Source organism: Mesorhizobium sp. M7A.F.Ca.MR.176.00.0.0, assembly GCF_004023165.1.
GTDB lineage: Bacteria > Pseudomonadota > Alphaproteobacteria > Rhizobiales > Rhizobiaceae > Mesorhizobium.
Genome location: NZ_RZTC01000027.1, coordinates 26,529 through 43,787 on the forward strand (window position 1 = coordinate 26,529; position 17,259 = coordinate 43,787).

The following is a 17,259-nucleotide window of genomic DNA, read 5'->3' on the forward strand; positions in this document are numbered from 1 at the left end:
CCTGGAAGGGGGACAGTTCCAGTTTCGGCTTGGTTTTCGTCGGCTTGGCCTTCGGTTCGGGCACGGCATCGACGAAGACTTCGAAGCCGCACAGTGGCCCCGAAACATCAAGGCCTTCCAGCGTCTTCGGGTGGAATTCGCCGAAGGTGCCGAGCACGGTTTTCGGACCGAGCTTGATCGTGCCGGAACGGCCGGGATGATACCAGGCCGGGCCGCCGGCCTCGATCTGCAGCCGGTCGACAGGCGCACCGCAGGCTTCCAGTGCGGCGATCGCGTCGGCCTTGGCGTCGAACACGCCGACCGCACCCGAATTGCCGGCCCAGTTGCGGCCTGAGCCGTCGAGCTTGGCGGTGCCGCGGCGCACGCCGGCGGCCACGCGCCGCTGCTGGTCGGCGCCGTCGCCCTCATAGGTGCCCGAGACTTCGAACAGCGCCACGTCGCCGATGCCCTTGTCGGCATTGCGCTGGGCAGCATCAATCAGGCCCGGCAGCAGCGACGGCCGCATGTCGGACATGTCGGCGGCGATCGGGTTGGCGAGCTTCAGCGCGGTCTGGCCACCGCCGAACAGTTCGGCATGCTTGGCCGGGATGAACGACCAGGTGACGGCCTCCATCATGCCGCGCACGGCGAGCGCTCGCTTGGCGGTGCGGGTACGGACCTGCAGCGTGGTGAGGATCCTGGCGTTGACCGCGTCATGCGCGCCGAGCGGCTGCGGTGCGATGTTGTCGACGCCGTGGATGCGCATGACCTCCTCGACCAGGTCTGCCTTGCCGTCGACGTCAGGGCGCCAGGACGGCACGGCGACATTGACCACATCGCCCGATCCCTCCGGCTTGAAGCCGAGGCGCGACAGGATGTCGAGGCTTTCCGCCCTGGGAACCTCGATGCCGGTCAGCCTCTTCACTTCCGAAAGCGGGAAGGAAACGATCTTCGACTTGTGGCCGGCATAACCGACGACTTCCATTTCGGTCGGCGTGCCGCCGCAGAAATCGAGCACCAGTTTCGTTGCCAGCTCGACGCCGGGAACCATGAATTCGGGGTCCACCCCGCGCTCGAAACGGTAACGCGCGTCGGTGATGATGCCGAGCGTGCGGCCGGTGCGCGCCGTGGTGATCGGGTCCCAAAGGGCGGATTCGATCAGCACATCTGATGTGTTCTCGTCGCAGCCCGAATGCTCGCCGCCCATGATGCCGGCGATGGACTCGACGCCGTTGTCATCTGCGATGACGCACATTTCCGGCGTCAGCGTGTATTCGCGGCCGTCGAGCGCCTGCACCTTTTCGCCATCGCGCGCGCGGCGCACGACGAGATTGCCGGCAACCTTGCTGGCGTCGAACACATGCAGCGGGCGGCCACGGTCGAAGGTGACGTAATTGGTGATGTCGACCAGCGCACTGATCGGTCTCAGCCCAATGGCGATCAGCCGCTGCTGCAGCCATTTTGGCGACGGCCCATTCTTGACGCCCTTGACTAGGTTGAGTGCGAAGCCGGGGCAAAGCTCCGGCGCTTCGATCGTTACCTTGACCGGACACATGCCGTTGCCGACATGCGGCATGATGGCGCCGCCGACGAGGCGGCCAAGCCCGCTCGCCGCCAGATCCCTGGCGATGCCGTAGACGCTGGTCGCATCCGGCCGGTTCGGCGTCAAATTGATCTCGATGACCGGATCGTCGATGTGCGCATAGGCAGCGAAGCTGGTGCCGACCGGCGCATCCTCAGGCAGGTCGATGATGCCGTTGTGCTCGTCGGACAGTTCCAGCTCGCGCTCGGAACACATCATGCCATGGCTTTCGACCCCCCTGATCTTGCCGACCGCCAGCGTCACGTCGATGCCGGGCACATAGGTGCCGGGCGCGGCAAAGGCGCCGATCAGGCCGGCGCGGGCGTTTGGCGCGCCGCAGACGACCTGCACGGGTGGCTTGCCGTTGCCCGTATCGACGGTCAGCACGCGCAGCCGGTCGGCATCGGGGTGCTGCACCGCCGTCAACACCCTGGCTATGACGAAGGGTTTCAGGCTCGACTTGTCGTCGACATGCTCGACTTCGAGGCCGATCGAGGTCAGTCGCTCGACGATCTCGTCAAGCGTGGCGTCGGTCTCTAGGTGGTCCTTGAGCCAGGAGAGGGTGAATTTCATGGGACTGTTCCGTCTGGTCTTTTGACGCTTGTTTTCAGATGTCTCGGCAGGTCGTCGGATATATGCAGGAAGGCAAGCTGTTCGCTGACATAGGCATGCTGCGTCGGCTCAAAATCGGCCGGCGCATCCATGGCGCCGAGCATGAAGTAGATGTCGTCCTCCAGCCGCTCGTCGACATAGGCGATGGGTGAGCCGCAGGTGCCGCAGAAGGAGCGCGTCACCGGGCCGTTCTCATACATCTTCAGCGCCTTGCCGGTGGACGCGACCTGATCGACCAGGAAGCCGACAAAGGCCGACATCGGCGCGCCGCTGGCCCGCCGGCAATCGCCGCAATGGCAATAGCTGACGTGATGCGGTTCGACTGATGCCTCGAACCGCACGGCGCCGCAGCGGCAGCCGCCGGCATAGGGCGCTGTCATGCGCTCAGGCCTCCGAACAGCGTCGGCATGTCGAGCGGCCTGAACCCGTAATGCGACAGCCAGCGCACGTCGGCATCGAAGAAGGCGCGCAGGTCCGGCATGCCGTATTTCAGCATGGCGATACGGTCTATGCCCATCCCCCAGGCAAAGCCCTGATATTCGTCCGGATCGAGCCCGCCATGGCGCAGCACGTTGGGGTGCACCATGCCGCAGCCGAGGATCTCCATCCAGTCGGAGCCTTCGCCGAAGCGCACTTCGCCGGGCCTGGAGCGGTCACACTGGATATCGACCTCGAGGCTCGGTTCGGTGAACGGGAAGAAGGACGGCCGGAAGCGCATCTTGACCTGCGGCACCTCGAAGAAGGCCTTGCAGAACTCCTCCAGCACCCACTTCATGTTGGCGACGTTGGCCGTCTTGTCGATCACCAGCCCCTCGACCTGATGGAACATCGGCGAGTGGGTGGCATCCGAATCCTGCCGGTAGGTCTTGCCCGGAATGACGATGCGGATCGGCGGCTTCTTCGTCTCCATGGTGCGGATCTGCACCGGCGAAGTGTGGGTGCGCAAAAGCTTGCGCTCGCCCTTCTCGTCCGGCTGGAAGAAGAAGGTGTCGTGCATTTCGCGCGCCGGATGGCCTTCTGGGAAATTCAGCGCGGTGAAATTGTAGTAATCGGTCTCGATATCGGGACCTTCGGCGATGGAGAAACCGAGGTCGCCGAAGATCGCCGCAATCTCGTCGATGACCTGGCTGATCGGGTGGATACGGCCGCGCTCAGCCGGCGACTGCCGCACCGGCAGCGTCACGTCGACCTTTTCGGCGGCCAGGCGGGCGGTGATCGCCACATCCTTCAACTCAGCCTTGCGCGCGGTGAGCGCATCGGTGACGCGGTTCTTGAGGCCGTTGATAACAGGACCCTTAACCTGCCGCTCCTCGGCGGTCATGGCGCCAAGTGTTTTCAGCATCTCGGACACGGTGCCCTTCTTGCCGAAAGCAGCGATGCGCACCGCCTCGATGGCCGGCTCATCGGCGGCCGACGCGATGTCGGCCAGAAGTGAATCTTCCAGGGCTTCAAGATTTCCAGCGGTGGCGTTCACGGCGAAGCTCTCTCGATCGGGCGACTGACACCATTTTGGTTCCGTCGTCACCATTTTGGTTACATCAGGGTCAAAAGAAAAACCCGCGCCAGCCGTGCCAGCGCGGGTTCCCCAAATCAGAATTGCGAATGCTTGGGAAGCGCTGGTCTTAGGCGACAGCGCTTTCAAAAGCGTTCGGCGTGGTGTTCTTCAGATATTCGAGCGCCACCTTGGCCTTGGCGACCAGGGCTGCGAAAGCCTGCGGCTCATGGATGGCCATGTCCGACAGGATCTTGCGATCGATCTCGATGCCCGACTTGTTGAGGCCGTCGATGAAACGGCCATAGGTCAAGCCATGCTCGTGCGTCGCGGCGTTGATGCGCTGGATCCACAGCGCGCGGAACGAGCGCTTGCGGTTCTTGCGGTCGCGGTAAGCGTACTGCAGCGACTTTTCCACCGCCTGCTTGGCGATGCGGATGGTGTTCTTGCGGCGGCCGTAGAAGCCTTTCGCGGCTTTCAGGACCTTCTTGTGCTTGGCGTGCGAGGTGACGCCTCTTTTTACGCGTGCCATGTCATGATCTCCTTAAAAGCAATTCCAGGAAAAGTGCCTTGCGGTTTTCCGTTCGGAATTGCGTAAAACAAATGCGTGTCCAGACCGAATGCCTTATTTGAGCGGGATGTTATCCAAAAAGTCTGCAACTTTTTGGCATCACGCCTTAGAGGCCGTTCGGCAGAAAATTCTTGATGACCTTCTTGCCATCCGGTTCAGCCAGAACCATCGTGCCGCGGGCATTTCGAATGAACTTGTTGGAACGCTTGATCATGCCGTGACGCTTGCCAGCAGCAGCCGACAGGACTTTACCCGTACCTGTGATCTTGAACCGCTTCTTGGCGGCCGATTTGGTCTTCATCTTGGGCATTTTGCTACTCCGTATTGTTGGCGCACTATCGCGCTTCTTGTTCGCTTCGGGCCGACCAAAGCCCGAAAAGCAAATGAAACCGCCACGGCATGCCCTGCCGGGCGGTTTTCTTGAACGGCGGTCCTATACGTTAAAGACGGCCCGCGCGCAACACCTGTGGAGATGCGGCGCTGTGTCCTTGGTCAGGGCAGCGTGAACCAGACCGGCAACATGCCTGACAGCTGGGCTCCGTCTATCAATTCGAAGGCCGGCAGGGCGATGAGAAACACCAGGCCGTCGAGCAGCGTGGTCAGCAGCAGGCGGGGCTTGAAGCTGCCCGTATCGCCCTCCTGGTAGAGCGACAGCTTCGGGAAGAAGCGCGGCACCTTCTCCAGATAGGCCTGGTACGGCGCGCCGAGCGCTTCCTTGAGGAACTTCTCTTCGCGCAGGATGACGATGTGGAAGGCACCCGCGCACAGCAGCGCAAAGAGGATGATGCCGGAGAACGAGCCGATCTGGGCGCCGACGCCGGCCGCGGCCACGGTCGAGAACACATAGAGCGGGTTGCGGGTGATCGAGTAAGGCCCGCCGGTCACCACCTCGGAAGATTTGCGCCCGCCTATGTAGAGCGTCGCCCAAAGGCGCCCGACGATGCCGAGGAAAATCAGCAGCACGCCGAACATTTCGATCGACTCATGCACCCAGGTTTCAGGCGGAAAACTCGATTGGCCGAACAGCAGTGCCAGAAACAGCACCACCACCAGCACCGCAAGCACCATGCGGCGCATATGCTGGTAGTTGCCCAGCCCGTGTGCCTCGACGGGCGCAGACTTGATTTCATTGACCATGGCGGAATCCGATCGTCGAGAAACTTGCCCGCGATCGCAGCTTCTGGCCAAGGAAACAGGGCCCCGCCGATCGTTGGGATGACTTGCAGGATAATTCAGGCGGATTTAATGCATGTCGCCTCTTTTGACTGCCTATCGCCGCTCAATACAGCCAGAAGAGGACGGGAATCACACCGCTTTCCTGTCCGGACTCGATGAGTTCGAAAAACGGTATGGAAACCAGAAACATCAAGCCGTCGCGCAGCGTGTGATTGAAGATGCGCGGTGTGAAGGTGACCTCGGCCTGATCGCGATAAAGCCGGGGATTGGGAAAAAAACGCGGCACCCGTGCGACGTAGTCCTTGTACGGCGCCCCGAGCACGGTCGTCAAATGCCGTTCCTCGCGCAGCGTGACGATGTGGAACGCGGCCGCGCACAAAACCGCCGACGCTACCGCGACGATCGCGCTGCCGGTCTGGGTGCCGATGCCGACGGCCGCTACGGTGGAGAAAAAATACAGCGGGTTGCGCATCACCGAATAGGGGCCGGTCGTAACCACTTCGGCCGACTTGCGGCCGCCGATATAGAGGATCGACCAGAGCCGGCCGCCGATCCCGATCAGTATCAGGGCGATCCCGTGCGCCTCTATGCGTTCGTGGGTTAGTTCATCGTGCGGGGAGCCGCCGAAGATCAGCAAAGCGCAAAAAGCACCTATTAGCAGCGCCAGCAGGACGCGCCTGCGCCGCTGATAGCGACCCATTTCACTTGTAGAACGTGCCGCAGCGGTCATGGGAGAATCCTTTCGCCGCGAGGACCGGCAACCAGAATCCTTGTCGATGCAACTTGCGGAGAAATCATGGCGAAGACAAAACAAACAAAAGGCCGCCGAAGCGGCCTTTGCTTTTGACGGGGATCGCTCTAGCGCGGCGACAGCACCATCATCATCTGGCGGCCTTCGAGCTTCGGTTCCGCCTCGACCTTGGCGATCGTCGCCACTTCCTCGCGGACCTTGTTCAGAAGCTGCATGCCGAGTTCCATATGCGCCATCTCGCGGCCACGGAAGCGCAGCGTCAGCTTGACCTTGTCGCCTTCCTCGAAGAAGCGGCGAACCGCCTTCATCTTGGTCTCGTAGTCATGGCTGTCGATGTTCGGGCGCATCTTGATCTCCTTGATCTCGATGACCTTCTGGTTCTTGCGCGCCTCGGCCGCCTTCTTCTGGTTGGCGTATTTCAGTTTGCCGAGATCGAGTATCTTGACGACGGGGGGCACCGCATTGGGCGATATCTCGACGAGATCGAGCCCAGCCTCTTCGGCGAGCAGCAATGCGTCGTTGATGGAAACATCGCCGCGGTTCTGGCCTTCGGCGTCGATAAGCTGGACCCGGGGAACCCGGATGTCACGGTTGGAGCGCGGGCCATCCTTGGTCGGCGCCGCTGCTTTGAAAGGTCTGCGAATGGTCGTGGTCTCCTTGGCCGTTTCGTTCAGGGTCTGTCAGTGTTGATGCATGGACGCGCCAATGTGGTGAGCGCGCGGGCGGAGTCAATAGCACAGCATTGACAGAAAATCACCCTGATCGCTGCTCTGCACCAAACAAACAGCATCGTGAGCACTTTTCGCCACGCCACCGTCCGTGTCACAAGACCGGCGTTGAGGAAAAGCCATGACTGCCACGCCCCCAATCTTTCTGGATGTAGATGGATCGCGCATCGCGGTGCGCCATACTGCTGGCTCTACGCCGGGCATCGTCTGGCTCGGCGGCTACAAGTCGGACATGCTGGGCACGAAGGCTCAGACGCTGTCGGACTGGGCGGCAAAAGAAGGCCGCGCCTTCCTGCGCCACGATTATTCCGGCCATGGCGAATCCGGCGGCGCCTTTGCCGACGGCACGATTTCGACATGGCTTGCGCAAAGCCTTGCCGTGTTCCGGCATTTCACCCGGGGCAGCCAGGTCCTGGTCGGCTCCTCGATGGGGGCCTGGATCGCGCTGCGCATGGTGCAGGAATTGCGCAAGGCAGGCGATAGCAACGTCGCCGGCCTGGTGCTGCTGGCGCCGGCCCCGGATTTCACCGCCGAACTGGTCGAACCGGTGCTGACCAAGGCGCAGAAGCGCGATCTCGCCAAAAAAGGTTTCTTCGAAGAGCCGTCGGACTATTCCACGGAACCCTACATCTACACCCGCGCGCTGATCGAGGACGGGCGCGACAACCTGACAATGACAGGCCCGATCGACACCCATTGCCCGGTGCACATCCTGCAGGGTCTGGCCGATGCAGATGTGCCGGCAAGCCATGCGCTGAAGCTGGTCAGCCTGCTGCCCGCCGACGACGTGACACTGTCGCTGATCCCTGACGGCGACCATCGCCTGTCGCGACCGCAGGATCTCGACATGCTGGTTAGGGCCGTCGATGCGATGGCGCAGAGGGGAAACTGATGCGCCTTTCCATCCCGATATCCGCCTTCGTCGCGGCGATCGTCGGCTTCGGCGGCACGCTGGCCATCGTCATCGCAGCCGCCACCGCAGTCGGTGCGACGCAGATCGAGACGGCAAGCTGGGTGACGACGATCTGCCTGGCCATGGCGATCGAGAGCCTGTGGCTGTCATGGCGCACGAAGATGCCTGTCATCACCGCATGGTCGACGCCGGGCCTGGCTCTGATCGCGGCATCGAGCGGCTTTTCGATGAGCGAGGCCGTCGCCGCCTTCATCGTCACCGGCGTCCTTCTGATCGCCACCGGGCTGTTTCGGCCCCTGACCAAGCTGATCTCGAGGATACCGCCCTCGGTCGCCTCGGGCATGTTGGCCGGTATCGTCGTTACCTTCGCGCTCAATGCGGTGAAGACCATTCCGATCGACCCGTGGCTGATCCTGCCGCTGATCGCTGCCTTCTTCGTTATCAGGCTGTTCAACCCGGCGCTGTCGGTGCTGGCGGTTCTGATCGGCGGTGGCCTCGCCGCTTTCCTCACCGGCCGTGTCGGTGGCCTGCCGACACCGGAACTGTCGACGCTTACGCTGATTGCGCCTAACTTCACCACCAAGGCGGTGATCGGCCTGGCACTGCCGCTCTACCTCGTCACCATGGCGTCGCAAAACCTGTCCGGCCTCGCCGTGCTGCGCGCCGCCGGCTATCACCCGGAGCCCGGCCCGCTGATCGGCGTCACGGGCCTGTTTTCGCTGCTGTCGGCGCCGTTCGGCGGCTCGACGACCAATCTGGCGGCGATCTCGGCGGCGATCTGCACCGGACCGGACGTCCACCCCGATCCCGCCGAGCGCTGGAAGACCGGGCCGTTCTATGCACTCGCCTATCTCATCTTTGCTATTTTCGGCGCTTCGCTGGTGGCGATCTTCGCGGTGCTGCCGCAGAGCCTGATCGTGCTGGTGGCAGGCCTGGCGCTGATGGCGTCGCTCGCCAACGCGCTGTCTATCGCGCTGAAGGAAGAGGCGGATCGCATGGCCGCCACCGTCACCTTTGTCGTCACCGCGTCGGGTCTGACGCTGTTCGGCGTTGGCGCCGCATTCTGGGGCCTGATTGCCGGGCTGGTCGTGCTTTTCCTCGATATGATCAAAAAGCGATAATCATTTCAGATGCTTGTCCGGATTTGGCGGACATTGTCTTGAATCGCCGTTTTTCTCTTCCCATTTCGATTCCACGCAGCCCGGATTTGGCTGTCTCCAACCGAAGGAATGGGAGAAAATGAACGCATCCGCATTGATCCGTCCGGCCTGGACGCCGGCAACCATCGCGTTGATGGTTGTAGGTTTCATGGTGTTCTGGCCACTCGGCTTCGCCATGCTCGCCTACATCATCTGGGGCGACCGCCTCGATGGCTTCAAGCGTGACGTCAACCGCGCGACCGACGGCATCTTCGCCGGCTGCCGCCGCGGTTCCGACAAGGCCGCGCGCTGGGGCAATGGCTCCGCCCGCACCGGCAACGTCGCTTTCGACGACTGGCGCGAAAAGGAACTTGAGCGGCTGAACGAAGAGCGCCGCAAGCTCGACGAGATGCTGACCCAGTTCGACGAGTATGCCCGCGAATTGCGCCGCGCCAAGGACCAGGACGAGTTCGACCGGTTCATGGCCAACCGCAACAAGTCGACGGCTCCGACGAAGACCGATCCAAGCACCGGAACGACGACCACCAAGCGTGGCAAGGGCTCGAACCTGCTTGACGACTGAGGCCAAGCGACTGGCCACATCGTGAAAAGACGGCGTCGCGCGAGCGGCGCCGTTTCTTTTTTGTTCTAGTCGTTTTTCTCGAATCGCGTATCGTCCCGCCATGACTCTCGGCTTCTTTCGCAATCTGACAAAGCCCAAGCCCACGCCTGTCGTGGAGCGCGAATATTGCGTCGCCGGCCGCACGCTGCCGCTTAAGATCGTCGAGAGCGCCAGAGCGCGCCGAATGACGCTGCGCATCGATTCAGGCGGCCAGGGTCTACGCATAACCGTGCCGCCAGGCCTGCGCCGCGGCGAAGTGGACAGGTTCCTCGAGCGGCACCAGGACTGGCTGGAGCAGCGACTGGCCAAGGTGCCGACGCGGCCGCAGGTGCGGCCCGGCATCAGGATTCCGGTGCGCGGCGTGCCGCACCGCATCGTCCATGAACCGTCAAAGCGCGGCACCGTCACCGTGTCGCGCGACGAACGTGGTCCGCTCTTGATCGTGCATGGCGACCGCATACATCTGCCGCGCCGCCTCGCCGATTTCCTCAAGCGCGAGGCCAAGAAGGAAATCGAGAAGCTGGTGGCCAAACACACCGAGGCGCTCGGCAAGCGCGCCAAGGCTATCCGCTTCAAGGACACGTCAAGCCGCTGGGGGTCATGCACCTCCGAAGGCAATCTGTCCTTTTCCTGGCGCATCATGATGGCGCCGTCGCCGGTCATCAACTACCTCGTCGCGCATGAAGTGGCGCATCTCAAGGAGATGAACCACGGTCCGAAATTCTGGAAATTGTGCGAAAAGCTCTGCCCCGACACCGATCGCTGCAAGGACTGGCTGAAGCGCAATGGCGGTGCGCTGCAGGCGATCATGTTCGAGTAGATCGCTCAGTCGTCGTTGGCGGCGTTCAAGTCCTCAGGCCGTAGCCCCTCATCGCCATGATGCGGCCACGGCAGGAAATTGCCGTCGAATTCATCGCCGCCGAAATAGTCGAGCGCGCGGTGCGCCTCGGCGCCGTTGAAGGCGGCCTTGTCGATCAGGTGCGCGATGACCTCGCGCGCCTGCGCGATCTTCTGCCTGAGTTCGGCTACGGTTCTGTCTGTCATGATCATGCTCCCGCCTTGCGTCCTGTCCATTCATAGGTAGCGCCTTTGGCCGTGCCGGCAAACAGCATGCTTTTTCTCGACTCTTATCGCTTTTCATGCCAATTCCCGCGCCATGGCACTCGACATCAAGATCTGCGGCTTGAAGACCGACGCGGCAATGGCCGCGGCGCTGGCCGGCGGCGCCAGCCATGTCGGGTTTATCTTCTTCGCCAAAAGCCCACGCTATGTCGAACCCGCCGAGGCTGGCCGTCTGCGCGAGGCGGCGCGCGGCAAAGCGACGGCGGTTGCCGTCACCGTCGATGCCAGCGACGCTTTCCTGGATGAAATCGTTGCCCAAATGCAGCCCGACATGCTGCAACTGCATGGCGCGGAAACGCCCGAGCGCGTCGCCGAGGTCAAAGCCCGTTATGGTTTGCCGGTGATGAAGGCGCTGCCGCTCAGCGAGGCTGCCGATCTCGAACGGATAAAGCCATTCATTGGCATATCAGACCGGTTCCTGTTCGACGCCAAGCCGCCGAAAGGCTCAGAACTGCCGGGCGGCAATGGTGTTGCCTTCGACTGGCGCATTCTTGTCGGCCTTGACGGCGGCGTCGATTACATGCTTTCCGGTGGGCTCAACGCCGCCAATATCGGCGATGCCCTTCGGCTTGCCGACCCGCCCGGAATAGACATTTCCTCAGGCGTGGAAAGCGCACCGGGCGTCAAGGATCCGGCGCTGATCGAACAGTTTTTCCGGGCCGTCAGGACCGCGCGGAACACCCGCGCAGCCTAGTAGTGCCTTAAACCAGAGCATGTCCCGGAAAAGTGGGAACCGGTTTTCCGACAAGGACATGCTTCATAAGTCAAGATGCCAGGAGATCGGCGATGAACAAGCCGGCGACACCCAATTCCTTCCGCACCGGACCCGACGAACAGGGCATGTTCGGCATTTTCGGCGGTCGTTTCGTTGCCGAAACGCTGATGCCGCTGATCCTCGACCTGGAGCGGCACTGGAACGAGGTCAAGAACGATGCGGATTTCAGGGCTGAGCTGACTGACCTTTCAACCCATTATGCCGGACGGCCGTCCAAGCTCTATTTCGCCGAAGGCCTCACGAAGCATCTCGGCGGCGCAAAGGTCTATTTCAAGCGCGAGGATTTGAACCACACCGGTTCGCACAAGATCAACAACTGCCTCGGCCAAATCCTGCTGGCCAAGCGCATGGGCAAGAAGCGCATCATCGCCGAGACCGGTGCAGGCCAGCATGGCGTGGCGTCGGCCACGGTCGCGGCCCGCTTCGGCTTTCCCTGCGTCGTCTATATGGGCGCCACCGACGTTGCCCGGCAAAGCCCCAACGTCTTCCGCATGAAGCTGCTCGGCGCCGAGGTCCGTCCGGTGACCGCCGGCCACGGCACGCTGAAGGACGCCATGAACGAGGCGTTGCGCGACTGGGTGACCAATGTCGAGGACACCTATTACCTGATCGGCACCGCCGCCGGCCCGCATCCCTATCCGGAGCTGGTGCGCGACTTCCAGTCGGTAATCGGCACCGAAGCGCGGGCGCAGATCCTCGAGCAGGAAGGCCGACTGCCGGACACCATCATCGCCGCTGTCGGCGGTGGTTCGAACGCCATCGGCCTGTTCCATCCCTTCCTCGACGACAAAGAGGTCCGCATCATCGGCATCGAGGCCGGCGGACGCGGCCTTGACGGCATCGAGCATTGCGCCTCGATGAATGCCGGCGCGCCGGGCGTGCTGCATGGCAACCGCACCTATCTCCTGCAGAACGCCGACGGACAGATCATGGACGGCCATTCTATCTCGGCCGGTCTCGATTATCCCGGCGTCGGCCCCGAGCATTCCTGGCTGCGCGATTCAGGCCGCGTCGAATACGTGCCTATCCTCGACGACGAGGCGCTGGAGGCCTTCAAGCTGACGACGCGCGTCGAAGGCATCATCCCGGCGCTGGAATCCGCGCATGCCATTGCGCATGCGGTGAAGATCGTGCCCGCCATGGACAAGGACCAGATCGTCATCGTCAACCTGTCCGGCCGTGGCGACAAGGACGTGCATACGGTGGCCTCGATGCTGGGTATGGAGATCTAGGCCCCTTTGGACAGTTTCGATTTGGGAGTTGATTATGAGCAAAATTCGTCCAAAGGGCCAGACATGGTGACCCGGATCGACCGCCGCATGGCAAAACTGAAAGCCGAAGGCCGCCCGGCGCTCGTCACCTATTTCATGGGCGGCGACCCTGACTACGACACCTCCCTGTCGATCATGAAGGCACTGCCCGGCGCAGGCTCCGACATCATCGAGCTCGGCATGCCGTTCTCCGATCCGATGGCCGACGGCCCGGCGATCCAGGCGGCGGGCCTGCGGGCGCTGAAGGGCGGCCAGACGCTGGTCAAGACGCTGAAGATGGCGGCCGACTTCCGGACCAGTGACAATGAAACGCCGATCGTGCTGATGGGCTACTACAATCCGATCTACATCTATGGCGTCGACCGCTTCCTCAAGGACGCGATCGCCAGCGGCATCGACGGGCTGATCGTCGTCGACCTGCCGCCCGAGATGGACGAAGAACTGTGCATTCCGGCGCTCAAGGCCGGCATCAATTTCATCCGGCTGGCGACACCGACGACCGACGACAAGCGCCTGCCGAAAGTGCTGCAGAACACGTCGGGCTTCGTCTACTATGTGTCGATGACCGGCATCACCGGCTCGGCGCTGGCCGACACCGGCAAGGTGGCGGCGGCGGTCAAGCGCATCAAGGGCCATACCGACCTGCCGGTCTGCGTCGGCTTCGGCGTCAAGACCGCCGAGCAGGCGCGGGTGATCGGCGCCAACGCCGACGGTGTCGTCGTCGGCACCGCGATCGTCAATGCGGTGGCCAATGTGCTGGGACCGAAGGGCGAGATGACCGCCGATCCGGCCGAAGCCGTCGCCACGCTGGTCAGCGGCCTTGCGCAAGGCGTGCGCTCGGCCCGCCTTGCTGCTGCCGAATAGTTCTCCTACCTCTTCCCAATCCTCGTCAGGACAGGAGCCGAAGCGATGAACTGGATCACCAATTACGTTCGCCCGAAGATCAATTCGATGCTCGGCCGGCGCACCGACATGCCCGAGAACCTCTGGATCAAGGATCCGGAGACCGGCGAGATGGTGTTCCACAAGGACCTGGAATCCAACCAGTTCGTCATTCCCTCGTCCGGCCATCATATGAAGATTTCGGCCAAGGAGCGGCTGAAATTCTTCTTCGATGGCGGCAAATACGAGACCCTGGACAACCCCAAGGTGATGCAGGATCCGCTGAAATTCCGCGACGAGAAGCGCTATGTCGACCGGTTGAAGGACGCCAAGGCCAAGACCGGCCTTGAGGACGCGATCATCAATGCGCTGGGCACCGTCGAGGGTCTGCCGGTGGTGGTCACGGTGCAGGATTTCGCCTTCATGGGCGGCTCGCTCGGCATGGCCGCTGGCGACGCCATCGTGCATGGCTTCGAAGTGGCCCTGCAGCGCAAGCGGCCGCTGATCCTGTTCGCCGCTTCCGGCGGCGCGCGCATGCAGGAAGGTATTTTGTCCCTGATGCAATTGCCGCGGACAACGGTTGGTGTCGACCGGCTGAAGGAAGCCGGCCTGCCCTACATCGTCGTTTTGACCAACCCGACCACGGGCGGCGTGACCGCCTCCTATGCCATGCTGGGCGACGTGCACATTGCCGAGCCCGGCGCGCTGATCGGCTTTGCCGGACCGCGCGTCATCGAACAGACGATCCGCGAGAAATTGCCCGACGGCTTCCAGCGCTCCGAATATCTGATGGAGCACGGCATGGTCGACATGGTCGTATCCAGGCTGGAAATGCGTGAAACGATCGCGCGCCTGCTCAAGATGCTGCTCAAGCTGCCGGAAGAGCAAAAAACGCTGGAGCCGGAAATCCTGCCCCCGGCGGTGGTCGCCGCGGAAGCTCGGCCGCAAGCCTGAAGCGACACGAAGCGCCGCGACCGCGATTGCACGGGTGCTTCGGCGCGCTGTAGCTTTTGATTGCCATGGCCATCCGAAACCGATTCTGGTTTTCACGGCTCATGCGCTAGGATTCTGCCATGACGACGCTTGCCGCCGACCGCGAAATCGAAGCCCTGATGGCGCTTCATCCGAAAGGCTTCGACCTTTCGCTCGACCGCATTTCGCGGCTGCTGGAGCGGCTTGACGATCCGCAGGATCGGCTGCCACCGGTCATCCACATCGCCGGCACCAACGGCAAAGGCTCGTGCGCCGCCTTTTCGCGCGCCCTGCTCGAGGCCGCGGACTACCGCGTCCATGTCCACACCTCGCCGCATCTGGTCAACTGGTATGAGCGTTACCGGCTGGCCGCCGATGGTGGCGGCAGGCTGGTCGAGGACAGGGTTTTCGCCGATGCTATTGCCCGTGCGGCCAGAGCCAATGAAGGCGAGAAGATCACCGTCTTCGAGATTCTCACCGCCGTCACCTTCCTCTTGTTTTCCGAACACCAGGCCGACGCCGCCATCATCGAGGTCGGGCTCGGCGGCCGCTTCGACGCGACCAATGTCGTCAAGGAGCCGGCCGTGTCAGTGATCATGCCGGTGTCGCTCGACCACGAGGCCTATCTCGGCGACCGGGTCGAACTGATCGCGGCCGAAAAGGCCGGTATCATCAAGCCCGGCTGTCCGGTGGTCATCGGCGCGCAGGAGAGCGAAACGGCGCTGCAGGTGCTGATCGAAACCGCCGAGCGGCTTGAATGCCCCACCTTCGTCTACGGCCAGGACTTCCTTGCCTTCGAGGAAAACGGCCGCATGGTCTACCAGGACGAAGACGGGTTGATGGACCTGCCACCGCCCAGGCTGCCCGGACGCCATCAGTTCGCCAATGCGGCGGCGGCGATCGCCGCGGTCAAGGCGGCCGGTTTCGAGATCAGCCATCGCGCCGCCGAAAAGGCGATGGTCAATGTCGCCTGGCCCGGCCGCATGCAGAAGCTCGTGCAGGGCCGGCTGGCCGAACTGGCACCCAAGGGCGCCGATATCTGGCTCGACGGCGGCCACAATCCCGGTGCCGGCGTGGTGGTTGCCGAAGCGTTGGCCGAGCAGGAAGAGAAGAACCCGCGTCCGCTGTTCCTCATCTCGGGCATGATCAACACCAAGGACCAGAGCGGCTATTTCCGTGCCTTCAAGGGCCTCGCCCGGCATGTCTACACGGTGCCGGTGAGCCTTAGCGAGGCCGGCGTGCCAAACGACGAACTGGCGGTCCGCGCGACGGAAGCCGGGCTGACCGCCGAGCCGGTGAGTTCCGTCGCCAGCGCGCTGATGCTGCTACGCGACACCTGGGACGGCCCGGCGCCACGCATCCTGATCAGCGGTTCGTTGTATCTGACCGGCGCGGTGCTGGCCGAGAACGGCACCCCGCCGACCTGAAGGCGGATTTTTCTGCGAGGAACCTGTCATGATCAAGGTCAAACAGCTCGCTCACGTCTGCATCTTCGCCAACGACCTTGAAGCGACACGAAGCTTCTATCGCGACGTGCTGGGCATGGACACCCGCTTCAATTTCCTGCGTGACGGCAAGATTTTCGGGTTCTACCTCGATTGCGGCGGCGGCAGCCATGTCGAGGTGTTCGGGAAAAACGAGGCCCGCTATGGCGACCTGAACCAGATCAACCACTTCTGCCTAGAAGTGGAGAACATTGATGCCGCGATCGCCCACATCAGGTCGAAAGGTGTCGACGTCACCTCAAAGAAACTGGCCTGCGATGACACATTTCAGGCCTGGATCCGCGATCCAAACGACGTGAAAATCGAGTTGTTCGAGTATACCGAAAAAAGTGCACAATTCGCCGGCGGCGACCGCATAGCCGACTGGTGAAAAGCGCCTGCCAGCCCTGACGGCTTACTTCAGCTCGATCTCGATAAAGGCGTATTCGCCTTCATTGGCGTTGATGACGTCGTGCTCGACGCCCTCCATGCGGAAATAGGGCGCGCCCTTCTTCATTTCGGCGAAGGTCTCGCCGTCCTTGGTCAACAACTTCACCTTGCCGTCCATCAGCGGAACGACGACATAGTCGTGGCCGTGGCGATGCCAGCCGGTGTTTTCGCCCGGTGCGAAGCGGTACTCGGTGACGATGACGCGCTCATTGTCGATGAATACGGTGGCCTTGGCGGATCCGGTCATGGGTTTCTCCTGTCTGGCTCAAGCAGATGACATGGAGTGGCCGGACGCGAGGGCCAGAGCCACGCACCAATGGCGCCAGCAAAAAGCCCGGCGCGAGGCCGGGCTCGATATTCACGAATTTCGGATGGATCAGGCGATGTTGCCGTTGATCCAGTGCGACAGCGCAGTCTTGGGCGCCGCACCGACCTTCATGTCGGCCATTTCGCCGCCCTTGAAGATCATCAGCGTCGGGATCGAGCGCACGCCGAACTGGGCGGCAAGCTCCGGATTCTCGTCGATGTTGAGCTTGGCGATCTTGACCTTGGCGCCAAGTTCGGTGGCAATGTCTTCGAGCGCTGGCGCGATCATCTTGCAGGGACCGCACCATTCCGCCCAGAAATCGACGACGACCGGTACGTTGGCATCAAGCACGTCAGCCTGGAAGTTGCTCTTGTCGACCTTCACGGTTGCCATATGGAAAATCCTTTTGAAAGTTTTTGTCCCACCAAATG

At 62.4% G+C, this 17,259-nt stretch carries 21 protein-coding genes; 10 read left to right on the plus strand and 11 right to left on the minus strand.

The features are described from left to right. The 8 genes from pheT to infC form a co-directional block, all read right to left on the minus strand. Positions 1-2,134 (minus strand): phenylalanine--tRNA ligase subunit beta (gene pheT / locus EOB59_RS11750; RefSeq protein ID WP_245486600.1); only part of this gene is annotated, 2,134 nt, incomplete at its 3' end. Next, positions 2,131-2,553, minus strand: coding sequence for a GFA family protein (locus EOB59_RS11755; protein ID WP_128288414.1), 423 nt, complete (start codon positions 2,551-2,553; stop codon positions 2,131-2,133). The genes pheT and EOB59_RS11755, both read right to left, overlap by 4 nt. Then, the gene (pheS, locus tag EOB59_RS11760; protein WP_109666929.1) at positions 2,550-3,647 is read right to left on the minus strand and encodes a phenylalanine--tRNA ligase subunit alpha; all 1,098 of its coding nucleotides are present in this window, start codon (positions 3,645-3,647) and stop codon (positions 2,550-2,552) included. The genes EOB59_RS11755 and pheS overlap by 4 nt, the downstream gene beginning before the upstream one ends. Positions 3,648-3,795: 148 nt before the next feature. Further along, a complete protein-coding gene (rplT, locus tag EOB59_RS11765; protein ID WP_013528310.1) occupies positions 3,796-4,197 on the minus strand; it encodes a 50S ribosomal protein L20 in 402 nt (133 codons plus the stop codon). 145 nt (positions 4,198-4,342) lie between these two features. Beyond that, the gene (rpmI, locus tag EOB59_RS11770; RefSeq protein WP_006201248.1) at positions 4,343-4,546 is read right to left on the minus strand and encodes a 50S ribosomal protein L35; all 204 of its coding nucleotides are present in this window, start codon (positions 4,544-4,546) and stop codon (positions 4,343-4,345) included. Between the two features lie 182 nt (positions 4,547-4,728). After that, a complete protein-coding gene (locus tag EOB59_RS11775; protein ID WP_127380268.1) occupies positions 4,729-5,373 on the minus strand; it encodes an isoprenylcysteine carboxylmethyltransferase family protein in 645 nt (214 codons plus the stop codon). Between the two features lie 142 nt (positions 5,374-5,515). After that, positions 5,516-6,142, minus strand: coding sequence for an isoprenylcysteine carboxylmethyltransferase family protein (locus tag EOB59_RS11780; protein ID WP_128288415.1), 627 nt, complete (start codon positions 6,140-6,142; stop codon positions 5,516-5,518). Positions 6,143-6,270: 128 nt separating this feature from the next. Then, positions 6,271-6,807, minus strand: coding sequence for a translation initiation factor IF-3 (gene infC, locus EOB59_RS11785; RefSeq protein ID WP_013528312.1), 537 nt, complete (start codon positions 6,805-6,807; stop codon positions 6,271-6,273). Between the two features lie 205 nt (positions 6,808-7,012). On the opposite strand from infC, the gene EOB59_RS11790 reads away from it, so the two are divergent. The 4 genes from EOB59_RS11790 to EOB59_RS11805 all read left to right on the plus strand — a co-directional run bounded on the left by EOB59_RS11790 (position 7,013) and on the right by EOB59_RS11805 (position 10,385). Then, positions 7,013-7,783: an alpha/beta hydrolase gene (locus EOB59_RS11790; RefSeq protein ID WP_128288416.1), complete on the plus strand. Its 771-nt coding sequence runs from the start codon at positions 7,013-7,015 to the stop codon at positions 7,781-7,783. After that, positions 7,783-8,925 (plus strand): benzoate/H(+) symporter BenE family transporter, encoded by a 1,143-nt coding sequence (locus EOB59_RS11795; RefSeq protein ID WP_128288417.1) that lies wholly within the window; start codon positions 7,783-7,785, stop codon positions 8,923-8,925. The genes EOB59_RS11790 and EOB59_RS11795 overlap by 1 nt, the downstream gene beginning before the upstream one ends. Positions 8,926-9,043: 118 nt before the next feature. After that, on the plus strand, positions 9,044-9,526 hold the full coding sequence (locus EOB59_RS11800) for a DUF2852 domain-containing protein (protein ID WP_127266800.1): 483 nt from the start codon (positions 9,044-9,046) through the stop codon (positions 9,524-9,526). A gap of 100 nt (positions 9,527-9,626) precedes the next feature. Continuing rightward, positions 9,627-10,385: a M48 family metallopeptidase gene (locus EOB59_RS11805; protein WP_013528316.1), complete on the plus strand. Its 759-nt coding sequence runs from the start codon at positions 9,627-9,629 to the stop codon at positions 10,383-10,385. Positions 10,386-10,390: 5 nt separating this feature from the next. On the opposite strand, the gene EOB59_RS11810 is transcribed toward EOB59_RS11805, so the two are convergent. After that, on the minus strand, positions 10,391-10,609 hold the full coding sequence (locus EOB59_RS11810; RefSeq protein WP_027039950.1) for a hypothetical protein: 219 nt from the start codon (positions 10,607-10,609) through the stop codon (positions 10,391-10,393). Positions 10,610-10,721: 112 nt separating this feature from the next. Here EOB59_RS11810 and EOB59_RS11815 point away from each other — a divergent pair, with 112 nt between their 5' ends. From EOB59_RS11815 to EOB59_RS11840, 6 genes are all read left to right on the plus strand, one after another. Beyond that, a complete protein-coding gene (locus EOB59_RS11815; RefSeq protein WP_128288418.1) occupies positions 10,722-11,381 on the plus strand; it encodes a phosphoribosylanthranilate isomerase in 660 nt (219 codons plus the stop codon). 92 nt (positions 11,382-11,473) lie between these two features. Continuing rightward, on the plus strand, positions 11,474-12,694 hold the full coding sequence (trpB, locus tag EOB59_RS11820; RefSeq protein WP_127380276.1) for a tryptophan synthase subunit beta: 1,221 nt from the start codon (positions 11,474-11,476) through the stop codon (positions 12,692-12,694). A gap of 63 nt (positions 12,695-12,757) precedes the next feature. Continuing rightward, a complete protein-coding gene (trpA, locus tag EOB59_RS11825) occupies positions 12,758-13,597 on the plus strand; it encodes a tryptophan synthase subunit alpha (protein WP_127395957.1) in 840 nt (279 codons plus the stop codon). A 45-nt stretch (positions 13,598-13,642) separates the two neighbouring features. After that, a complete protein-coding gene (accD, locus tag EOB59_RS11830) occupies positions 13,643-14,569 on the plus strand; it encodes an acetyl-CoA carboxylase, carboxyltransferase subunit beta (protein WP_013528321.1) in 927 nt (308 codons plus the stop codon). Between the two features lie 119 nt (positions 14,570-14,688). After that, positions 14,689-16,014, plus strand: coding sequence for a folylpolyglutamate synthase/dihydrofolate synthase family protein (locus EOB59_RS11835; protein WP_128288419.1), 1,326 nt, complete (start codon positions 14,689-14,691; stop codon positions 16,012-16,014). A 28-nt stretch (positions 16,015-16,042) separates the two neighbouring features. Then, entirely contained in the window at positions 16,043-16,462 is a 420-nt protein-coding gene (locus EOB59_RS11840) for a VOC family protein (protein ID WP_127380279.1), read from the plus strand. A 24-nt stretch (positions 16,463-16,486) separates the two neighbouring features. Here EOB59_RS11840 and EOB59_RS11845 read toward each other — a convergent pair whose 3' ends face one another. Both EOB59_RS11845 and trxA read right to left on the minus strand, forming a co-directional pair. Next, positions 16,487-16,768, minus strand: a complete 282-nt coding sequence (locus EOB59_RS11845; RefSeq protein WP_128288420.1) for a cupin domain-containing protein — start codon at positions 16,766-16,768, stop codon at positions 16,487-16,489. Positions 16,769-16,897: 129 nt separating this feature from the next. Beyond that, on the minus strand, positions 16,898-17,221 hold the full coding sequence (trxA, locus tag EOB59_RS11850; protein ID WP_128288421.1) for a thioredoxin: 324 nt from the start codon (positions 17,219-17,221) through the stop codon (positions 16,898-16,900). Between the last annotated feature and the right edge of the window lie 38 nt (positions 17,222-17,259).